The following is a 19,901-nucleotide window of genomic DNA, read 5'->3' on the forward strand; positions in this document are numbered from 1 at the left end:
TGTTACCTATAAAGGCATATTGAAAAAGTGGCTATTACAAATTGTAAAAGCCACTTTATTAATTAAAGTTAAAAACTACCGCGAATACCTAACGCAAAACGTCGTCCGCTATCTTCAACCAACAATAATTGATTAGAAAAACGACCACGCTTGTGCACGTATTCTTCGGTTAAGTTAATACCTTCAAAAAATACCGATACATTTTCGGTAATGTCATAGCTGCCGCTAGCATCAAGTTGTGCGTAATCTTCTACAATAGTTACACCATCGCCATTTAGCTGTGTTAGTGACTGTACAAAGCTATCGCGCCAGTTATAAGCTAAACGCGCTTGAAATGGGCCATTCTCATAAAAGCCAACCACATTATAAGAGTCGCTTAAGCCTGTTAATGCAAAAACTTGAGTTATATCGGCAGAGTCTAACTCTGCATCGCTGTCTACAAATGTTGCATTAACCATAAAGCCAAAGCCACTATCAAAACTATGTTGTAAGGCGACTTCCCAGCCATCAACAATCGCCGATTCGCTATTATTGGGCAATGTATTAGTAAATACAGCCGTTGAGTCGCCAGCATCAGGGTTGTCTACATCGTTACCTGTAGATGGGTCAGTTAACAATCCGCCACCAGACAACTCAAAAGTTAAGTCTTCGGTCGTATTAATAATGAAGTTAGCAACGTTTTTTCTAAAGTAACCCGCAGATAAATAACTAGCATCCGCGTAATACCACTCTAATGATAAATCTAAATTATCAGAGGTAAATGGCTCAAGCGCTGGGTTACCAGAACTCGATGTTAAATTGCCGCCTTGGCGAGTTGTTTCAATGACTGTTACAGGCGACATACTATCGAGTGTTGGCCGTGTAATTGTTTGCGATACAGCGGCACGTGCTATTAGCTCATCGCTTATTTCAAGCTTTACACTAAAGTTAGGTAAAATCGCTTCGTAATCTGAACTTGCTGAAATATTTTCTACAGCGCCAAAGTTAGCAAGCATTTCTGTTTTATCTAAAATGGTTAATGCACTAACCGGCTCATCTGTGCCCTTTACTTTTACATCAGTGCTTTCGTATCTAAAGCCCGCTGTTGCGTATAAAGGCATGCCTGCAAGTTCAGCTTCAAAATCAAACTCAGTATAAAACGAGAACGTATCTTCAGTTATCTCAAACGACTTATTACGTTTAACTGCATCAAAACTAATAGGCTGACCATTCGCCGCAGCTATTTGCTCAAGGTACGCAAAGTTTGCCTCGCCATCGTGTGCAAGCCATGACGTTGGCATACGACCGCTGCCGCTTACATCGCCTAAAAAGTCATCACCTGCATCAAATACAAATTGTGCTAAGCCATCCATGCTTGGGTCATCCGGGTAACCACAAAAAGTACAGTGAATACCAACACCTTCGTTATCCCAACGATCTAGGTTTTTAGTTTCAGTTGAATACATAGCACCAAATTTGACCGAAACTAGGCCTGAGCTGCCATCATTATGCCAAATGCTATCCCAACGAAACTGATCCACAGTATCTTCTACAGCCCAACCACGACGTAGCATTACGTGTGCTCGACTATTGGCGGTATCTAAATGATTTGATACGCCATCAGGTGCAACCGAAGGATTATAAGCAACACCGTCAAGTTCTTGTTGACCGCTATAAATATTAGGATTAGCAGAGGCAAACTCACTTGCGTAAGGCAGTATACCGCCATCCACTTCAAATCGAACTCGGTTAGCATAGCCAATCAACGATAACTGATCGCCACCGCCGTTATTAGCCTCACGCTCGGCTTTTGAGTGGCTCAAATCAAACTTCATATTTAAGTTATCGTTTACATGCCAATCAAAGTTTAAGCCTAGTGCGCTAGAGCTTGTTAAGCGATCAAACTTTTTAGCGTGCATATCGGTAGCAAGGCCTACCTCTTGATATAAATCAACCACTGTGCCATTTTCATCTACAGTTGGCCCTGCAGCACCATCAAAGCCTTCTAGGTTTGGCGCCGTAAACCAATGCCCGTATGACGTGGTGTCTGCTTCTACATCAAAATCAGAATAAAGCCCATCAGCTGTTATGACTAAATCATCTGAAGGTGCATACTGTATAACTAAATTTGCATTAGTACGTGTACGTGTTTCTGTAGTAACTTTATGATCGTAGTTACGCGGCGAAAAAATATTACCGGTATATGCTTGCCCGCTTTGAGTTTGCGGGTTTGGGACGCCTACATTTTCTAACCAGCCATCTACCTGCGCCTGGTTTAAGCGTGTTTCGCGCTCTTGGCGAGAAACAGCAAATAACACACCCAGTGTGTCATCATTAAATGTATTGCTGATTAACCCAGATATCTCAGGTGTAGTTTCTTCACTATTTTCATCGTAAATACCTTTAACACTGCCCGCAACTTTAAAACCGCTAATTGCAAATGGTCGCGCTGTATTTACATTAACTGTTGAACCAATACCGCCTGACTGCTTTGTGGCCGTTGAGGTTTTAAATACGTCTAAGCTTTTAACCAGCTCTGATGCAATGGTATCAAAACTAAACGCACGGCTTTGATTTTCAGAGGCCATTTGGCGTCCATTTACAAGCACTGTATTAAACTGAGGGCCAAAACCACGTACTGTAATGAGCTGCCCTTCACCGCCTGAACGGTCTATTGAAACCCCGGTAATACGCTGTAAAGACTCAGCTAAATTTGTATCAGGAAATTTACCAATATCTTCAGCTGAAATGGAGTCAACCACGCCACCCGCTTCTCTTTTGGCATCCATAGCTCGGCCAAGCGAGCCTCTAATTCCACGTACTTCAATTATTTCTGGTTCTTGTGCTGCTGTTTCTGCTATTGCAGGGAGCGTTGCCATTGTGCTTAGTACAGCTAGTACAGCACTCGATACGCCATTTTTTTTATAGTTAGCCATGTTGTCACTTCTCTCGAAACTTGGGTCTATTAAAATAGATATTTGCCCATCTTCGCTAACTTGCGGTCGCAAACCTGTGCCATCGAGTAAAATCTGTAACGCGTTTATTATTGAATACTCGCCAGCAATAGTATTTGTTTGTAACTGCTGAATTTTATCCAGCGGAAAAAGCAAAGTAATATCGGCTTGCTCGGCAAAATTTATTAGCGATAAATCGGCCCTTTGTCTGGGAATATTAAACACTGCTTTATCGTTTACAGTACTCGCTTTTACCTCGGTGGTGAGTAAGCTAAAAACCAGTACATAAATTGGTAAACAAAGCGGCAAATGCACATATTCCTTGTGTATAGTTTTTGGCCATACACAGAACAAAGACGAGTGACTTTTTATTTTCCTCCATAAATATTTTTTATTTTTATTTAATAAATTATTTTTTTGACTAGCCATGCTAAATTTTTTATGCCTTTATTATTTTTATTGTTTGCGCTTTTAACAGTATTTTTAAACAATTAAAAATACAGCCCACATTACAATTTTTTATTTATTAATTAAGAAGTTAAATTTTTTAAAGTGAATAGTCATTACCTAGTAAGGTATTTGTAATGGCAAAAACTGTAGTACACTTCGCCTTTACATTACAAGCTTTATGCCTCGTACGGTCAGTGAACATTAAATTAAAAAATAAAATACTGATTTATTTTTTAATTTAATGGCGGATTTTTTCTTACCATTCGTCTTAGTTTGTATTGGCAAATAAAATAACAATAATTGCCGTAAATACACACACGAGACACACACTAAATGACGAAAGACACACTTTTTTATAAGGTCTATTTGGCCTCGCGCAAAAGTCTCTCAAGTGTAGTTGCACGCATAGTGCCACCACATGAAATTGAAGATATAGTGCAAGAAACTTATGTGCGAATTTGTCAGATTAAAAACACTGAAAACATAAGCTCACCAAAATCTTTTATTTACAAAACGGCGCGGAATTTAGCGCTCGATTACCAAAAGCAAGCCAATATACGCCTAGTCGATGGGATCGACAACATGGAAGCGTTAGAGCAACTCTTAGCAGAGCACCAGCAAGACGAAATGTACGAAAAAGCACTAACCGATAGTGAATTTTCTAATTTTTGTGAAGCCATACGGCTTTTACCCGTGCAGTGCCGTAAAGTGTTTGTATTAAAAAAAGTGTATGGTTATTCGCAGCGAGAGATTGCTGCTCAATTAAACCTTCGTGAAAGTACCGTGGAAAAACATATAGCAACAGGCATGAAACGTTGTACGCAATTTATGCGTCAATCTACAAAAAGTGTTTATGGGCAACCAAATACTTCTTCGCAGCTAAATGCAGGAGGTGGAAATGACTAATATTCATCATATAAACGAGCGAAACACTAGCGACGATGCGCGCCTTGATAAGGCAAGTGAATGGCTAGCTAAACTTGACCGTGGGCTGACTAAGCCCGAAGAACAAGCGCTAAAACAATGGTTAGCACAATCTTATAAAAATGTAGAGGTGTTACTTGAAGTAGCAAAGCTGTGGGACAAGATGGACGATCTCAGCCGTTTGTCAGATCTGTTTCCACAAACACCGGTAAAACAAAAACGTCTCCCAGTGTGGTTAGGTGCGACAGCTGCCTCTATTTTATTAGCTGTTGCACTTAGCTTTTTTCAAGAAGCATTTAACTTTTCATTTTTTTACCCAGTTAATCAGTCAGCAGTGGTTGCGAAACAACTTAATTTTCAAACCAACGTAGGTGAAAGTAAGGACATACTGCTTTCTGACAAAAGTAAAATTACCTTAAACACTAATAGCTTTGTTCAAGTTAGGTATACCGAGCACTCTCGCGTAATAAATCTACTGCGTGGCGAAATTCATATAGATGTAGCTCACGATAAAATGCGCCCTTTAAGCGTTATCGCGGGTGATAAAGTTATTCAAGCTGTTGGTACCGCATTCAATGTAGAGGTGGGTAAAAAACAAATAGAACTCATTGTGACAGATGGCAAAGTCCTTGTTGCAGAACAAAAAGCCAAATCGTTACCCAATCTTTCCCAAGGAACAAATAAGCAAGGTCAATACTTATCAACTAGCTCAACTTCGGTGTCAAAGGGAGAAAAACTTGATTTAAGCTTCAAAGGTAAAATCGCTAAAGCGGTCGAAAAAGTTGATGCTATGGATGTAGCCGCTAGATTATCATGGCGCAAAGGTAGCTTAATATTTAGAGGTGAATCACTTGCTGAAGCTATGGCTGAAATCAGCCGCTATACAAATATAGATTTTGAGCTTTCAGAAGATGACCGTCTCAAAACAGTACAAGTAGCCGGGATGTTTAAAACGGGCGATATTAAAGGACTGTTGGAAGTATTAAACAATAATTTTAATATTGATTATGAAAGAGTAAGCCCAAATAAAATTCGTTTAAAATACGCAACACCACACGTTTCAATATAGCAAAGTACACCATAATAATAACTAGGACACACAATTATGACATCACCTATTTCGCCGAGCACTAATAGCTCGGCGCACACATTGGGCACAGGCTCTCTTTTTTACGTAATTTTTATATCGGCAGTGGCTGCTATTGGTGGCTTTTTATTTGGTTTTGACTCGGGCGTTATTAACGGCACGGTGTCGGCACTCGGTAATGCTTTTAATTCAAGCAGTGTGGCTACAGGGTTTAATGTAGCCTCGGTATTATTAGGCTGTGCTTTAGGTGCGCTTGCTGCGGGGCCTCTGGCTGATAAGTTTGGCCGCCGTGCAATTATGATCATCACAGCGATTATTTTTGCCATTAGCGCCTTTGGCTCGGGCATTAGTGAAAGCTCGGCCGAGTTTATTTTTTACCGCTTATTTGGTGGTTTAGGTATTGGTGCTGCATCGGTATTGGCGCCAGCTTATATTGCAGAAGTTGCACCACCAGCCCTTCGTGGTCGTTTAGCTACACTACAGCAACTCGCTATTGTATTGGGTTTATTTGCTGCGTTTTTAAGTAACTATTTAATTGCTGATGCAGCTGGTAGCGCGCAAAATATTTTAATGCTTGATATAGCCGCTTGGCGCTGGATGTTTTGGGCTGAGCTTGTGCCTGCAATATTGTTTTTAGTGGGCGTATTGTTTATTCCTGAGTCGCCTCGTTATTTAGTGGCGCAAGGTAAAGTAGCCGATGCAAAAACGGTATTTAGTAAAATTTCGAACGACAACGTTGATGCGCAAATAAGCGATGTTAAAGGCTCTTTGCATAGCGATAAAAAGCCGAGTATTCGCGATCTATTTATCGATGGCAGTAAAAAAGTACACCCAATTGTTTGGGCGGGTGTTGCGCTGAGTGTGTTTCAGCAATTTGTGGGGATTAACGTGGTGTTTTATTACGGCTCAGAGCTTTGGCAAGCCGCTGGTTTTGACGAGTCACAATCGTTATTTATAAATGTATTAGCGGGCACTACAAATGTTGTATCGACCTTTATTGCCATTGCCCTTGTTGACAAAATTGGCCGTAAACCACTTTTACTTGTGGGCAGTGTGGGTATGTTTATTAGCTTAAGTGCGCTTACTTATATATTTGGCAGCGCAGGCCTTGATGAAGCAGGCAAGCTTGCACTTAGCGATAACATGGGGACGTTCGCGCTTATAATGGCTAACTTGTTTGTGGTATTTTTTGGCTTAAGTTGGGGCCCGGTTGTGTGGGTGTTATTAGGCGAAATGTTTAATAACCGTATTCGTGGCGCAGCGCTCGCGGTTGCTGCAAGCGCGCAGTGGATTGCTAATTTTGCCATTACCATGACCTTCCCTATTATGCTGGCTAATATTGGCCTTGCAGGTGCGTACGGCTTTTACGCTTTATCGGCACTTATTAGTATATTTTTTGTGGCTAAATACATTACAGAAACCCGTGGTAAAACACTTGAGTCTATGTAATTAATCTAGGGCGGTGAATCCTCTCACCGCTTTGTATCTTTTAGCTAAATAATTGATTTAATGGTTGTATAAAAGGCTTAAGTAATTACCTCGCTAAACTTTGGGTTAAACACACACGCTCAATATTCTTTTTTACTATAAGTAATCGATTTAAATTCCTTTTTTGAATATAGAAAATTAGCTATTGTCCGCGTTTTCCCACTACGTATGTCTATCAAAATGAAAAATAAGTTAGTATCAGGCCTTGCATTAACATGCACATTAGGAACATTTAGCGCATTTGCTACCAATGGGTATTTTACTCATGGTTATGGCATGACCCACAAAGGCATGGCAGGTGCAGGGGTTGCGCTATCTGAAGAGTTAATGTCTGGTGCTAATAACCCAGCCAGTTTTACTGTGAATGGGACAGAAATTTCACTGGGATTAGAGCTATTTTCACCTGATAGAAAATACACAGCATCATCTGTAGATACGTTTTATCCGAATGCGCTTTATCTTGAAGCAAAAACCCAAAAAAGTGATAACACGTTATTTGCCATCCCTGAATTTGCTATTGGCCATCAGTTAAATGACAAAATAAATATTGGCCTATTGGTTTACGCCAATGGCGGTATGAACACCGACTACAGCGCCAATTCTGAGCCAGAAGGCACATTTTACGCTGGCACAACAGGCGTTGATTTAAAACAGTTATTTATTAGTCCAACTATTAACTATAAATTAAACGAGCAAACAAAAGTGGGGGTTTCACCTATTTATGTTGTGCAACAATTTAAAGCGACAGGCCTGGGAAACTTTGCGCCTTTTTCGCAATCGCCTGAAAATTTAACTAATAATGGCACCGACACCAGCACAGGCTTAGGTGTGCAAGTGGGCGTAACTCAAACCGTAGGCACATCGTTTAGTTGGGGTGCCAGTTATCGCTCATCGGTCGCTATGGAAGAATTTGATAGCTATAAAGGGTTATTTGCAGAAGACGGTGGCTTTGACTTACCAAGCTCGATTCAAATTGGTGCCGCCTATAAAATTACACCAAATAACCAACTTGTATTCGATTGGCAAAAAATAAACTACAGTGAAGTTAAAAGCATTGCCAACCCAATAAGTAACTTAATGTCTGCACCGTTGGGTGCAACCACAGGTGCAGGGTTTGGCTGGCAAGATATGGATATATACAAATTAGGTTATCAGTGGCAGCCTACTGCGAAACAAAAAATTCGCTTTGGTGTTTCTTACACTCAAAAGCCTATTCCGTCGTCTGAGGTGTTATTTAATATTTTAGCGCCGGGTGTACAAGAGTGGCATTTTACAACGGGTTTTAGCCATAAAGTTAGCGACAATGTACAATTAAATGCTATGGCTTTTTACTCGCCAGCTAAAAAGGTATCAGGTGCTAACTTTTTAGCGCCAAACCAGCAACTAGCAATCGAAATGGACCAATCAGGTGTTGGTGTATCAATTGTTTGGGGAATATAAAATGGTAACTGAATTTACGCCTTTATCCGCCGCTTTAGGCGGTGCTTTAATTGGTATTTCATGTGCATTATTACTTGTTTTATTTGGTAAAGTGGCCGGTATTTCAGGGTTAGTTAAATCTTTGTTTACTCCACTAAAATCCGATAATGTGTGGAAAGTGTGCTTTATTACAGGCTTATTAATTGCGGGCGTTGCCACTTCACTTATTGCGCCTGAGTTATTAGAGGGCGATTTAAATATACCCTCTTGGTTAATTATTGCAGCGGGACTTTTAGTGGGTGTTGGCACATCACTTGCCAATGGCTGTACAAGCGGGCATGGCATATGTGGTATGTCGCGCTTCTCTACACGTTCTTGGGTTTCAACATGTGTGTTTATGCTTGTTGCTGTAATAACTGCTAACTTAGTTGGATAAAACATGAAAGCAATTACATCGGTGTTTTTAGGCTTTATTTTTGGCTTAGGCCTTATTATTAGCGGGATGACCAACCCTGATAAAGTGCTTAATTTTTTGACCTTTGGTAAAGGGTGGGACGGCAGTTTAATTATTGTAATGGCGGTAGCCATGGGAATAATGATGCTGGCCTGGTTTTGGGTCTCTAAAAAAGATAGCCCTTTATTTGGTGAAGCATTTAGTCTAAGCAACCTAAAAAGTGTAGATAGTAGATTAATTACGGGCTCTGTTTTGTTTGGTTTGGGATGGGGATTGAGCGGGATTTGCCCTGGACCCGGCTTAGTTCAGTTAGTGTCACTCAAAATGGAGTTTTGGCTGTTTTTTGCCTCTGTATTGGGTGGAATGTGGGTAGCTAAAAAAATATAAGTAACGATTGCCGAGCTCATCTCGGCAATACACTTCTCTTTACCTCAAACATAGGTACATAACTTGCTGTATTAAATATAATTACATTTGATAGGTTTAAGTTATGCTCAAAAATACGCTAGACGTTATTAATAACACCCCTTGGTTGAGTACGGTAGCTTACCTTTTATTTTTAACTATATTATTGTTTTTCATTCGTTTTTTTATAATGCACTGGCTGAAAAAATGGACGTCAAAAACAACTTTCACATTCGACACACTACTTCTAGACTCAATATCTAAGCCACTAACACTATGCACAATTATTGTGCTAATCACCATTTTAGAGCACGATACATTCGTTATTGACCCCGAGTTAGCAAAGCGAATTCCATTCAACAGTATCAATATTGTATTAGCTTTACTTGCCCTTATATTCTTTTTAAATCAATTTGTTATTGGCGCAGTTAATCACTACGCTAAACAATCTGCGGTTATTTTTAATTCTCAAAGTATTATAAAGGGGGTTATTCGCGTTACTCTTTTTTCGGTGGGATTGTTGGTTTTATTGGGCACGTTGGGTATTTCTATTACGCCTATTATTGCATCTCTTGGTATTACATCGTTAGCTGTAGCACTTGCCTTGCAACCCACCCTTGAAAACTTTTTTTCGGGCGTGCAGCTTGTTATAGATAAACCCATACGTGTGGGGGATTTCATTGAGCTTGAATCAAAGGAGCAAGGCTTTGTAGAAAAAATTGGTTGGCGCTCTACGTGGGTTAAAATGCTGCCAAATAATATGATTATTATTCCTAATAGTCAGCTTTCTAAATCGCGTATTATTAATTACTTTTATCCCGAAAAAGAGCTAAGTGTACCTGTTGATGTAAGCGTGCATTACAGCTCAGACTTAGAGTTTGTAGAGCACGTAACGCTTGAGGTTGCGCGCCAAGTATTGATTGACCATGAGTAGGGCGTTGATGATTACAATACTTTTGTGGTATATCACACCTTTGATAACTCAAGCATTAATTTTACAGTAATGCTGCGCGCAAAAGAGTACTTTAATCGATTTTGGGTTAAATCTGCTTTTATCAAAGCGCTCCATAAACGCTATAACCAAGAAGGTATTGTGATCCCCTTCCCTATTACAGCCATTAATACATCGCAAGAAGCGGCTAATTTTAATAGCGATAAAAAATAAGCGCGAGATAAGCTCGCGCTTAATTTACTTTAAAATTTATAGGTCACTAAAGCCACTTACTGCGTATTTCTTATTAAAAAAATTAATTGGCATTACTGGAATGCACAATTGATATAATATAACATACGATAAATTGTAATTTAGTAAGATTATTAAATGATAAATAAACTGCCCGTCACAGTGTTATCAGGTTTTTTGGGGGCCGGTAAAACCACTGTACTTAGCCATATTCTTAATAACAGGCAAGGTAAAAAAGTGGCTGTTATAGTTAACGATATGAGCGATATAAATATCGATGCAGCCACTATTAAAAACGATGTGTCGCTCAATCACAGTAACGAAAAGCTCGTCGAAATGAGCAACGGTTGTATCTGCTGCACCCTACGAGAAGACTTACTTGTTGAAGTGGGCAAACTTGCCAAAGAGGGGCGTTTTGATTACCTCGTTATTGAATCAACCGGTATTTCTGAGCCATTACCGGTAGCCGAAACCTTCACATTTGCCGATGAAAATGGCGTATCACTGGGTGATATTGCCACACTTGATACTATGGTAACGGTGGTTGATGCGGTTAACTTTTTAAACGACTACGAACAAGCAAACGATTTACAAGATACTGGCGAATCGTTAGGAGAAGACGACGAAAGAAGCGTAGCCGACCTACTTGTTGATCAAGTTGAATTTGCCGATGTAATTTTAATTAGTAAAACTGATTTAATTACAAACGATGAATTAAATAGACTCACTGCCATTTTAAATACGCTTAATACTCACGCTAACATTATTCCTATTTCAAACGGCCATATTAATATTAACGAAGTGCTAAACACGGGTTTATTTAATTTTGAACGTGCCCAACAAGCGCCGGGCTGGCTTAAAGAAATGCGTGGTGAACATATTCCCGAAACCGAAGAGTATGGTATTAGCAGCTTTAATTACACTGCGCGCCGCCCATTTGACCCAGAAAAGTTTTATCACTTTTTGCACAACACCGAGCAGTTTGGCAAGCTAATTCGCTCAAAAGGGTATTTTTGGTTAGCAACACGCCCTTTATTTTGCGGGCAATGGAGCCAAGCAGGCGGTATAGCTCATTACGGATTTGCTGGTATGTTTTTTAAAGCCATCCCTAAAAAAGACTGGCCCACAGAGCCCGAACTACTTGCTGATATAAACAGTAAATGGGTAGAACCCTTTGGTGACATGCGCCAAGAGCTTGTGTTTATTGGTCAATCTTTGAATCAACAAGCGATGATTAAAGCGCTTGATGACTGCCTACTCCCAGAAGATGCTGTACTAAAAGGTAAAGACTTTTGGAGAACCTATAACGACCCGTTTCCTATTTGGGAGGAAGAGTAATGAATGCCCTAGCCCCACTAACTGCGCAAATAAAGCCTGCGGAGCCGCTGTACCGAAAAGCAGCTAAAAAGTGTGACGCTAATGTATTGCCACAAATTTATAACCACGACACTAACATTGTTATTTGGCAAAGAGACCTTGAGCAAACATTAACAAATGCAGTTAATACTCTCATTAGCGCAAATGCTTTAAAGCCACTAGAACTTGCGGTATCGCCCGATGATGCGTTTGATCAATTAATAAAAGCGCTTAAGCCAGAAGATAATAACCGCGATGAAATTAAAGTGCTGTGTGAAGATATCGCACTGTTGGTTGAAATGTTTTGCTGCCTGTTTGATTTAAAACGCGCCGGTTTAAGGCTAAAAATATTAGATAAACCCATGTGCCCGCGTTTTCATGTAGACAAAATTCCGTGCCGGCTAGTGACTACCTATCAAGGTGTTGCTACGCAGTGGTTAAATCACAGCGATGTAAACCGCTCAAAGCTAGGTACTGGTAATTTAGGTAAGCCTGATGAAGAGTCTGGCTTATTTAAAAGCCTAAATAATATTAATCAACTCAAGCAAGGTGATATTGCCCTGCTTAAAGGCGAGTACTGGGATGAAAACGAAGGTGCAGGGCTAGTGCATCGCTCGCCACCTGTGGCTACAAACGAGCAACGGTTATTGCTCACCCTCGATTTTATATGAAATTAAAACGCCATTAATAAAGGCCATACTTTGTCTGGCCTTTATAAATTATATTTAATTTATCTTTATAAGATTATTAGCAATAACGCTATATAACCCCTGAGAGTTAACCGGTTTTGAAATAAAGTCATCCATACCTACATCTAAACAACGCTGCTTATCTTCTTCGTATGCATTGGCTGTAATGGCGATAATTGGAACCCGTTTATCTGCACCTATTTCATTTTCGCGAATGCGTATAGTACATTCATAACCGTCCATATTAGGCATTTGGCAGTCCATTAAAATTAAATCAAATACATTAGTTTTTAATGCTTTTAGCGCTTCTAAACCGTCGTTTGCCATTGTAATAGTAACAGCTGTTGGCTCTAACATTTTTGCAATTACTTGGCGGTTTATAGGGTTATCTTCCACCAGCAAAATATCCTTATTTAGCAAGTCTGGTAGCGACTGTGCTTGGACCGGCTTTGCTAAATCGACACTTTGCGCTTTAGGGGCATTTATTGAAAACTTAATAGTGCTACCCAAACCTGGCACACTATTTAAGGTTATTTCACCACCCATTTTTTTAATCAAACCTTGGCAAATAGCCAACCCAAGGCCTGTACCGCCATATTTACGTGCTACGCTAGCATCTGCTTGAGTAAATTCACTGAAAAGTAATAGCTGCTGCTCTTTTTCTATCCCAATACCGCTATCAGACACGCTTACCGTGAGTTGCTGATCACTGTAATTAAACGATAAACGCACAAACCCAACCTGAGTAAACTTTTGCGCATTAGACAATAAGTTAATAATTATTTGATTTAAACGTAAGTCGTCTACATTTAGGCAATCGGGTAAGTCGGGACTCTGTTGAATAATAAACTCAACATCGTTGGAATGAATAATAGGCGAAAATAACGAGTGAATATTTTCAATAAACGGAGCAACCAAAGTTGCTCGCGGGCTAATTTGCATGGCGTTTGCTTCAATTTTAGAAAAGTCTAAAATATCATTTAATATTTGTAGTAGATTTTTGGAGCTTTTTTGCTGTGTTTCAAGCAACTCGCGTTGATCATCTGTAAGGGTGGTATCTCGCAGTAATACCTCTCCCATACCTAAAATGCCATTCATAGGAGTACGCAGTTCATGACTCATATTGGCCAAAAACTGTGACTTAGCTTTATTAGCTTCATTAGCTGATTTAACTGCTTTTGTTAGCTCATCTGTTTGCTCAGCTACTTTAACTTCCAACTGCTGGTTAAATTGGCTTAGCTGTTTATTTAAATCCTGATTTTTAATATTAGACGCTTGTAAACTTTCTATTGAGTCCCTTAACGCATTCCCCAACATTTTAAATTGTTGTTGCAGCTGCAGCACTTCGTACCAGCTAGACTCTGTATTAAAGTGTTGTTTGTCTGATTTATTAAAACCATACATTAAATTAGTCAAACCAATAATTGGCTGAACTAATAAATTAGATAAATGATGAATAAACAACACCACTAAAAAAATCAACACTGCACTAAACAATATTGTTGGTAGCCAAGCTGTTGCTACCACCTTAGTTAAGTGTTTACGATTGTAAAACGTAATAACTTGCCATTGACTACTAGCATCAACATACTGATTGGTATGAAATACTTCATTATTAACAGAACGAAAAAGTTGATTATCGCCCAGGTTGCTTATTGTAAAATCTAACGTCTTAAAATCAGCCAGTATTTTAAATTGTGCTAAAGAGCTAAAAACAATTCTTTGCTCAGCATCGAGTATAATTAGCTCACCAGTTTGATTAAACAAATTTGGAATATACTGCTCTAAGCGCTCTAGCTTCAAGGAGCCCTCTACAACACCATAAAACTCGTTATTTTTGTATATTGGTGCAGAAAGGGCAACTATAGGCTCATTACCAAGACCACGCCCCTGAAACACCCCACTACTGTAACCTTTGGGATACTGTTGAGCTTGTGAAAAATACGGTCGGTCGTTTACAAACCGCTTCTCCTCACTTAGCCCTGCAAGTAATGTTTCAGGAATACTTTTAGCAACATACCCATTTGGCATTGCATATAAACTCGTAGTAAAACCCGGGTATAAATCCATTAACTGTATGAGCTGCTGTTTTACATCAATCCCACCCCCAATGGCATCACTACTCATTACCACCGCGTTTTTATGAAACTGCAAATAGTCATTCAACTGTGTGCTAATTGATTTTGCTTTTTCCTCAAGCTGCGCATTTACCTCATACTCTATACGCGAATGATGATCGTTAACCAAAAAAACACTTGTAACAAGCACAACCAATACAATAATAACACTGACCACATAACTAAGAATACGAGCCAGTGGACGTCCTTGATAAGCACGACTAGCATAAGGAACAAATATACTAATCAAATCAACCAATGCTAAGCTGATTAATGCGTTAACCAGGTATTTAAACACTGCAACAATAAGCGTTAGCGACGCTAAATCCATTACAAACTGCCCTATCACCCAAATAATAGGTAGCCCCACTAAAAACCAAAAAACGGCACCTAAAGGTAAAATGGGTTTTGAACGCCTCAAACAGAAAGTATAAAGCCATAAAAGCTCAAGCAAATACACTACACTGGGCCAACAGTGGCCCCACCTATAAAGTAAGAAGCTCGAAACAATTGCAAGCGTAAGACAGGAGTAGCGCAACCCAGTGAATACTAAGCTGCATAAAACAAAAATTTGCCCAAATAAAAATTCAGAACTATCGAAAAAATACAGGGGTAAAAGGTTAACCAACCCGCCTATTAACCCTAATAAAATAGCTAGTGCCCACTTACTTCTTTGAGACATTACAACAACCCTTGGGCATCTGATTTAACATGTGTAGCGTTAACGTTAACGCTTTATTTCATTATTGCGCAATATCTAAGTGTTGTCTATAAGGTAGAGACAGAGGGAATAACGGAAAATAAAAGGCTGTGTATTTAATTATAATTTTTTAAATGAGTTAAGAGGTTGTCACCCAAATGAGGAATTTGGGTGGCAGTCTTACCAGCCACATCTCGGCACACACGTCACAAACTGTGGCTGCTCCCTTCCGGGCCTGACCAGGTTCGCCTGCTAGTGTTGCGAGAGGACCAATAAGACTACCATTGAGGGCCTTGGTTGGCGCGGGGGGATTATCTCTACTTTTACTGTGTTATTCAAGGGATAATCAAAAAAGAAAGTGCGATTGCATATTTCATATACAATCGCGGCTTTTAAATTTAATTTGTGTCTGTTATTTGCTCTCTAATTGCGCTTTTATATTATGTAGTGCTGCTTTTACTTTTTTCATGTTGTCTGGACCCATACGTAATAACTGCTTTTGAGCTGCGGGTAGTTGCTCCCATTCAGAAAACGCATACTGATAAGTCACTGAGTCACGAAGAAGTGGTAAGGCGCCTTCTGGTTCTGGTGTATCAAGCAGTAAATCAATTGCGTCGTTCAATGTTTGATTAAACTCATCATCGCCGTAGCCAATTTCTGTGTATGCATCATTAATAAGTGGCTTGTACTCTTCATACAATCGGACCACTTGCGCGGCACTCACACTCGTAAATACTTTTACATAAGGTGTATAACGCTCATAACTATTCGGATCAATGGTTAAAATATCCCCCTCGCTGACACTAAAGCTTTCTTGGGGTTTGATAACAGGGTTATGTTTTTTAGCAACTTTACCTTGGGCTAAGTTATCAATAAAAACAACACCTCTGCGAATAACATCATCAGTGACCAATAGGCTCATAACAGAGTCACTCAAGTACTCGTCAATTTTAGCAACAACTACAGTATCACTATCATTTAAGGCAGGTAGCGTAGCTACTTCTGGTTCTGGTTCAACTATTCGCTGCGCTGGCACTTCGAGCTCTGCGGGTTGCTCAGTGGCTGTTGGCTCTTCTGGCTCAATTATATCTGGTTCATTTAATGGCTTAAGTTCCATTATTGGCTGCGCTTTTATCGGCTTTGTTACCTCTGTTCTCGACTCTGGCTCGTCACTTGGTTTGAGTAATACGAAAGCAACAACACAGGCAACAACAATTAGCGTAATAATGGCAAGAAGTAGATTACTGTTTGGTGAGCGTTTTTGAACATCTGATGAGTCTGACATACTAACTCCATAAAAAATTAAAATGCGATATCACTTAGAGTAGCCTAAGTGGATTAAATTCATTCTGTTCGAGCTTTTATTAAATTAATACCTTAAATTATTCGGCCTGAATTGCGCATTAAATTGCGCTATAAAAAAGCAGGCACTTTTTCAAGAGCAGTTATCCTTTGATTCTTCTAGCTTAAAGACTTACAGTTGATAAATAAAGTAAAGACGTTGAACAGTTTAACCACCAATATGAAAATTAAGCAAATAGATCCAAAAAAGCCTAAAACAGCCTTATTACTTACCGGTGGTGGTGCTAGAGCTGCGTATCAAGTAGGTGTTTTAAAAGCATTAGCTCATAGCATGCCACGTACCGCACCTCTTCCTTTTAGAATAATTAATGGTACATCTGCCGGAGCTATAAATTCTGCGGCCTTAGCGTGTTATGCCTCTTGCGCTCATTTAGCTGTGCGTAAATTAGAATCTGTATGGAAAAACTTTTCGACCTCTATGGTCTACAAAAGTGATTTTTTGAGTGTATTTGGCCACATTGCACGTAATATTTTAACCAGTTTTCAATCCGAACATATTAACCACCCACCTGCGAGCTTACTGAATAATCGTCCTTTGCGTGGCTTACTTAACGAGATTTTAGACCTTCACCGCATAGAGCGTAATTTACACCGTAACTATTTAGAGGCTCTTTCTATTACCGCCTCAAGTTACACAACGGGTGACTCGGTTGCTTTTTTTCAATCAAATACGCAAACACCTTGGCAAAGAGCTAAGCGTGAAGGACGCTCTACACGCATCAATGTTGATCATTTAATGGCATCAAGTGCTATTCCAATGGTGTTTCCAAGCGTTAATATTCATAACCATTACTTTGGTGACGGCTCTATACATCAACTGTCACCGCTTAGCCCATCAATACATTTAGGCGCCGAAAAAATATTTATTATTGGTGTCGATGAACCTAAAGAGCCGCATCCACCGGGGTATTCTGCGCATTATCCTGGGCTTTCGGCTGTTGCAGGGCACTTGCTTGATAGTGTATTTACCGACACCATGCAGTCAGATTTAGAACGTTTAGGCAGAATAAACCGCACTTTGGGTCTTTTACCTGCACGAGATAAACACCAAGAGCTAAAACAAATAGATAGCTTTATTATTAATCCCTCACAAAATTTTAATGTCATTGCGGCGCAGTATTACAACGATATGCCATGGGCGATAAAAGTATTGTTGCGAATTATTGGTGTTAAAAAGCATTCTCAATCAAGTTTAACTAGTTACTTATTATTTGAAAAACGCTACACCCAACATTTAATGGAAATAGGGTATCAAGATGGTATGGCTAAGCTCCCCGAAATAAGGGCGTTTTTAGGGCTCGATTAACTTATTCAATGCCACCTAGTAAAAAATGCTCTACTCGTTCTACCCGTCGTGGTTTACCTTGTAAAACGAGTATGTCGTTTGCTAGCAGGACAATTTGATCTGAAGGGGCATCTATTTCTCGGTCTTGGCGTCGCAATGCTTTTATAGACACCCTGCGCTTTACTAAATTAAGCTCGTGTATGCTTTTATTAACCGCATGTGCTTTATCGGGAAGAGCAACCACATGTAAATATTCTAACTTATCTGAATTCCCCTCATCATTGTTTATATGCTCACCTGTAAAAAAACGTTGTAAAAACTGATAACGATTTCTTCGCTCATCACTAACACGCCTAATAATTCGGCTCATGGGGACACCCGACATAGATAAAACATGCGAGACTATCATTAAACTTGCCTCAAGTGATTCTGGCACAACTTCTGTTACACCAAGCTCACGAAGTTTTTCAAGCTGGCTGTCGTCTCGTGTACGTATCAGTATTTTTACCTCGGGTGCTATTTGCTTTATTGCGTCTATCACTATTTGTGTTTGGTCAAATTCAGTAAATGTAATAATCACCAATCGCGCGCGCTCTACACCGGCACACTTTAAAATATCTTTTTGCTTAACGTGGCCATATATTACTGGTTCACCCGCGGCCTTTCCCTCTTGTACAAGTATGGGATTACTTTCTACAGCAACATATTCAATCGCCTCTGGTTTTAAAAAGCGCGCTATTGTTTGCCCTACCCTCGAAAAACCACAAATCACTACATGGTTTGTATAAAGCATACTCACTTGTGGTTCGCTATCCCATGCTACGCTTGGGCTATTTAATAACCCCAAACGCCTTAAAATGGTGGGAGTTTTTTCAATTAAAAATGGGGTTAACGCCATTGATAGCACGCCAAGAGCAATTAAAAATGAAATGTACTCGCTTGTTAATAGTTGGTGCTGTCTCCCTAAAGCAATTAAAACAAAACCAAACTCCCCCATTTGCCACAGCATAATCCCACACGCTAATGAGTCATGCTTTCGCTCACCCATTAGTTGTGCACTAATAGCAACCACAGCTATTTTTAAAACCAACAATCCTAATAAGGCAGCAACGATAATAACGCCATTACTTAACACATAAAGTAAGTCGAGCTGCATACCTACGGTTACAAAAAATAGCCCCATTAATATATCGCGAAATGGTCGTATATCTGCTTCAAGTTGATGTCTGTAATGACTTTCCCCTAGCATCATACCGGCTAAGAATGCACCTAACGCCATTGATAAACCAAACATATAAGTCAGTAGCCCTGCAAATAAGGCAACGAGTAACGTAGTCAGTACAAATAGCTCATCGGTTCGTACTAAGGCTATTTCGTTAAATACTTTAGGCAGTACCCACTTACCAATAGCCCATAGCAGCACGCAAACAAAAGCCCCTTTAGTCAATGAAAATGCCAACGCCCATCCTATTGTTTGTGAATCGCTTGCGGCAAATAAAGGAAGAATAATAAGTAAAGGCACAACCGCAATATCTTGAAACAACAATACACCTATTGCTAATTGCCCTCTGCGCTGATTAAGTTCTCCACTTTCTTTTAGTAATTTAACAACGACTGCCGTTGAAGACAGCGCCATAATAGAGCCAATAGTAAAGCTGGTAAGCAAGCTAAAGTTTAAACAATACAAAGTTATAATGAGCACTAAACTAGTTACAATCACCTGCAGTGACCCTAATCCAAATACAATATTGCGCATTGCCATTAACCGAGATATTGAAAACTCAAGCCCCAAACTAAAAAGCAAAAATACAATGCCTAGCTCTGCAACAAAGTCTATCTCGTGCGTATGTTCCAACCAACCAACGCCATGGCTGCCAGCTAAAACACCTGTTGCCAAGTACGCCAAAATTGGCGGCAAACCAATACGCTTAAAAAACCACACAAAAATTACGGCGGCCACAAGCAAGCCAAAAAACTGAGCATTAATACTTTGCAAATTTGGCCTCCGGCGTCAATTAAACTAGGGGATGTAGTTTAAATATAGCAAGC

At 39.7% G+C, this 19,901-nt stretch carries 13 protein-coding genes, 1 other RNA gene and 1 pseudogene; 10 read left to right on the forward strand and 5 right to left on the reverse strand.

Features of this window, described 5'->3' with window-relative positions:
- Positions 1 to 68: 68 nt before the first annotated feature.
- Complete coding sequence (locus ATS76_RS15870; protein ID WP_082664362.1) at positions 69 to 3,362, reverse strand: TonB-dependent receptor; 3,294 nt, start codon at positions 3,360 to 3,362, stop codon at positions 69 to 71.
- Positions 3,363 to 3,716: 354 nt separating this feature from the next.
- Between ATS76_RS15870 and ATS76_RS15875 the strand changes: the two genes are divergently transcribed.
- From ATS76_RS15875 to ATS76_RS15915, 9 genes and pseudogenes are all read left to right on the forward strand, one after another.
- Complete coding sequence (locus tag ATS76_RS15875) at positions 3,717 to 4,289, forward strand: RNA polymerase sigma factor (RefSeq protein ID WP_058552852.1); 573 nt, start codon at positions 3,717 to 3,719, stop codon at positions 4,287 to 4,289.
- Positions 4,282 to 5,376, forward strand: coding sequence for a FecR family protein (locus ATS76_RS15880; protein WP_058552853.1), 1,095 nt, complete (start codon positions 4,282 to 4,284; stop codon positions 5,374 to 5,376). Before ATS76_RS15875 ends, ATS76_RS15880 begins: the two co-directional genes overlap by 8 nt.
- A gap of 36 nt (positions 5,377 to 5,412) precedes the next feature.
- Entirely contained in the window at positions 5,413 to 6,843 is a 1,431-nt protein-coding gene (locus ATS76_RS15885) for a sugar porter family MFS transporter (RefSeq protein WP_058552854.1), read from the forward strand.
- 219 nt (positions 6,844 to 7,062) lie between these two features.
- Complete coding sequence (locus ATS76_RS15890) at positions 7,063 to 8,322, forward strand: OmpP1/FadL family transporter (protein WP_058552855.1); 1,260 nt, start codon at positions 7,063 to 7,065, stop codon at positions 8,320 to 8,322.
- 1 nt (position 8,323) lies between these two features.
- Positions 8,324 to 8,737 carry a YeeE/YedE family protein gene (locus ATS76_RS15895; RefSeq protein WP_058552856.1) on the forward strand — a complete coding sequence of 138 codons (414 nt, stop codon included), beginning with the start codon at positions 8,324 to 8,326 and terminating at the stop codon, positions 8,735 to 8,737.
- Positions 8,738 to 8,740: 3 nt separating this feature from the next.
- Positions 8,741 to 9,142 carry a DUF6691 family protein gene (locus ATS76_RS15900; protein ID WP_058552857.1) on the forward strand — a complete coding sequence of 134 codons (402 nt, stop codon included), beginning with the start codon at positions 8,741 to 8,743 and terminating at the stop codon, positions 9,140 to 9,142.
- Positions 9,143 to 9,245: 103 nt separating this feature from the next.
- Positions 9,246 to 10,325, forward strand: a pseudogene (locus ATS76_RS15905) (mechanosensitive ion channel family protein).
- A 156-nt stretch (positions 10,326 to 10,481) separates the two neighbouring features.
- Positions 10,482 to 11,681: a zinc metallochaperone GTPase ZigA gene (gene zigA, locus ATS76_RS15910; protein ID WP_058552858.1), complete on the forward strand. Its 1,200-nt coding sequence runs from the start codon at positions 10,482 to 10,484 to the stop codon at positions 11,679 to 11,681.
- Positions 11,681 to 12,370 (forward strand): DUF1826 domain-containing protein, encoded by a 690-nt coding sequence (locus ATS76_RS15915; RefSeq protein WP_058552859.1) that lies wholly within the window; start codon positions 11,681 to 11,683, stop codon positions 12,368 to 12,370. The genes zigA and ATS76_RS15915 overlap by 1 nt, the downstream gene beginning before the upstream one ends.
- Before the next feature lie 54 nt (positions 12,371 to 12,424).
- On the opposite strand, the gene ATS76_RS15920 is transcribed toward ATS76_RS15915, so the two are convergent.
- From ATS76_RS15920 to ATS76_RS15925, 3 genes are all read right to left on the reverse strand, one after another.
- Positions 12,425 to 15,187 carry a hybrid sensor histidine kinase/response regulator gene (locus ATS76_RS15920; protein WP_058552860.1) on the reverse strand — a complete coding sequence of 921 codons (2,763 nt, stop codon included), beginning with the start codon at positions 15,185 to 15,187 and terminating at the stop codon, positions 12,425 to 12,427.
- 196 nt (positions 15,188 to 15,383) lie between these two features.
- An RNA gene (gene ffs, locus ATS76_RS19135) (signal recognition particle sRNA small type) lies at positions 15,384 to 15,480 on the reverse strand.
- A gap of 137 nt (positions 15,481 to 15,617) precedes the next feature.
- The gene (locus ATS76_RS15925) at positions 15,618 to 16,490 is read right to left on the reverse strand and encodes a DUF3014 domain-containing protein (protein ID WP_058552861.1); all 873 of its coding nucleotides are present in this window, start codon (positions 16,488 to 16,490) and stop codon (positions 15,618 to 15,620) included.
- A 237-nt stretch (positions 16,491 to 16,727) separates the two neighbouring features.
- Between ATS76_RS15925 and ATS76_RS15930 the strand changes: the two genes are divergently transcribed.
- Positions 16,728 to 17,873, forward strand: a complete 1,146-nt coding sequence (locus ATS76_RS15930; protein ID WP_058405749.1) for a patatin-like phospholipase family protein — start codon at positions 16,728 to 16,730, stop codon at positions 17,871 to 17,873.
- 1 nt (position 17,874) lies between these two features.
- Here the strand turns inward: ATS76_RS15930 and ATS76_RS15935 are convergent, their stop codons facing one another.
- Positions 17,875 to 19,848, reverse strand: coding sequence for a monovalent cation:proton antiporter-2 (CPA2) family protein (locus tag ATS76_RS15935; protein WP_058552862.1), 1,974 nt, complete (start codon positions 19,846 to 19,848; stop codon positions 17,875 to 17,877).
- Positions 19,849 to 19,901: the final 53 nt, after the last annotated feature.

It is taken from the genome of Pseudoalteromonas sp. 10-33 (assembly GCF_001469195.1).
Classification (GTDB): Bacteria; Pseudomonadota; Gammaproteobacteria; order Enterobacterales; family Alteromonadaceae; genus Pseudoalteromonas.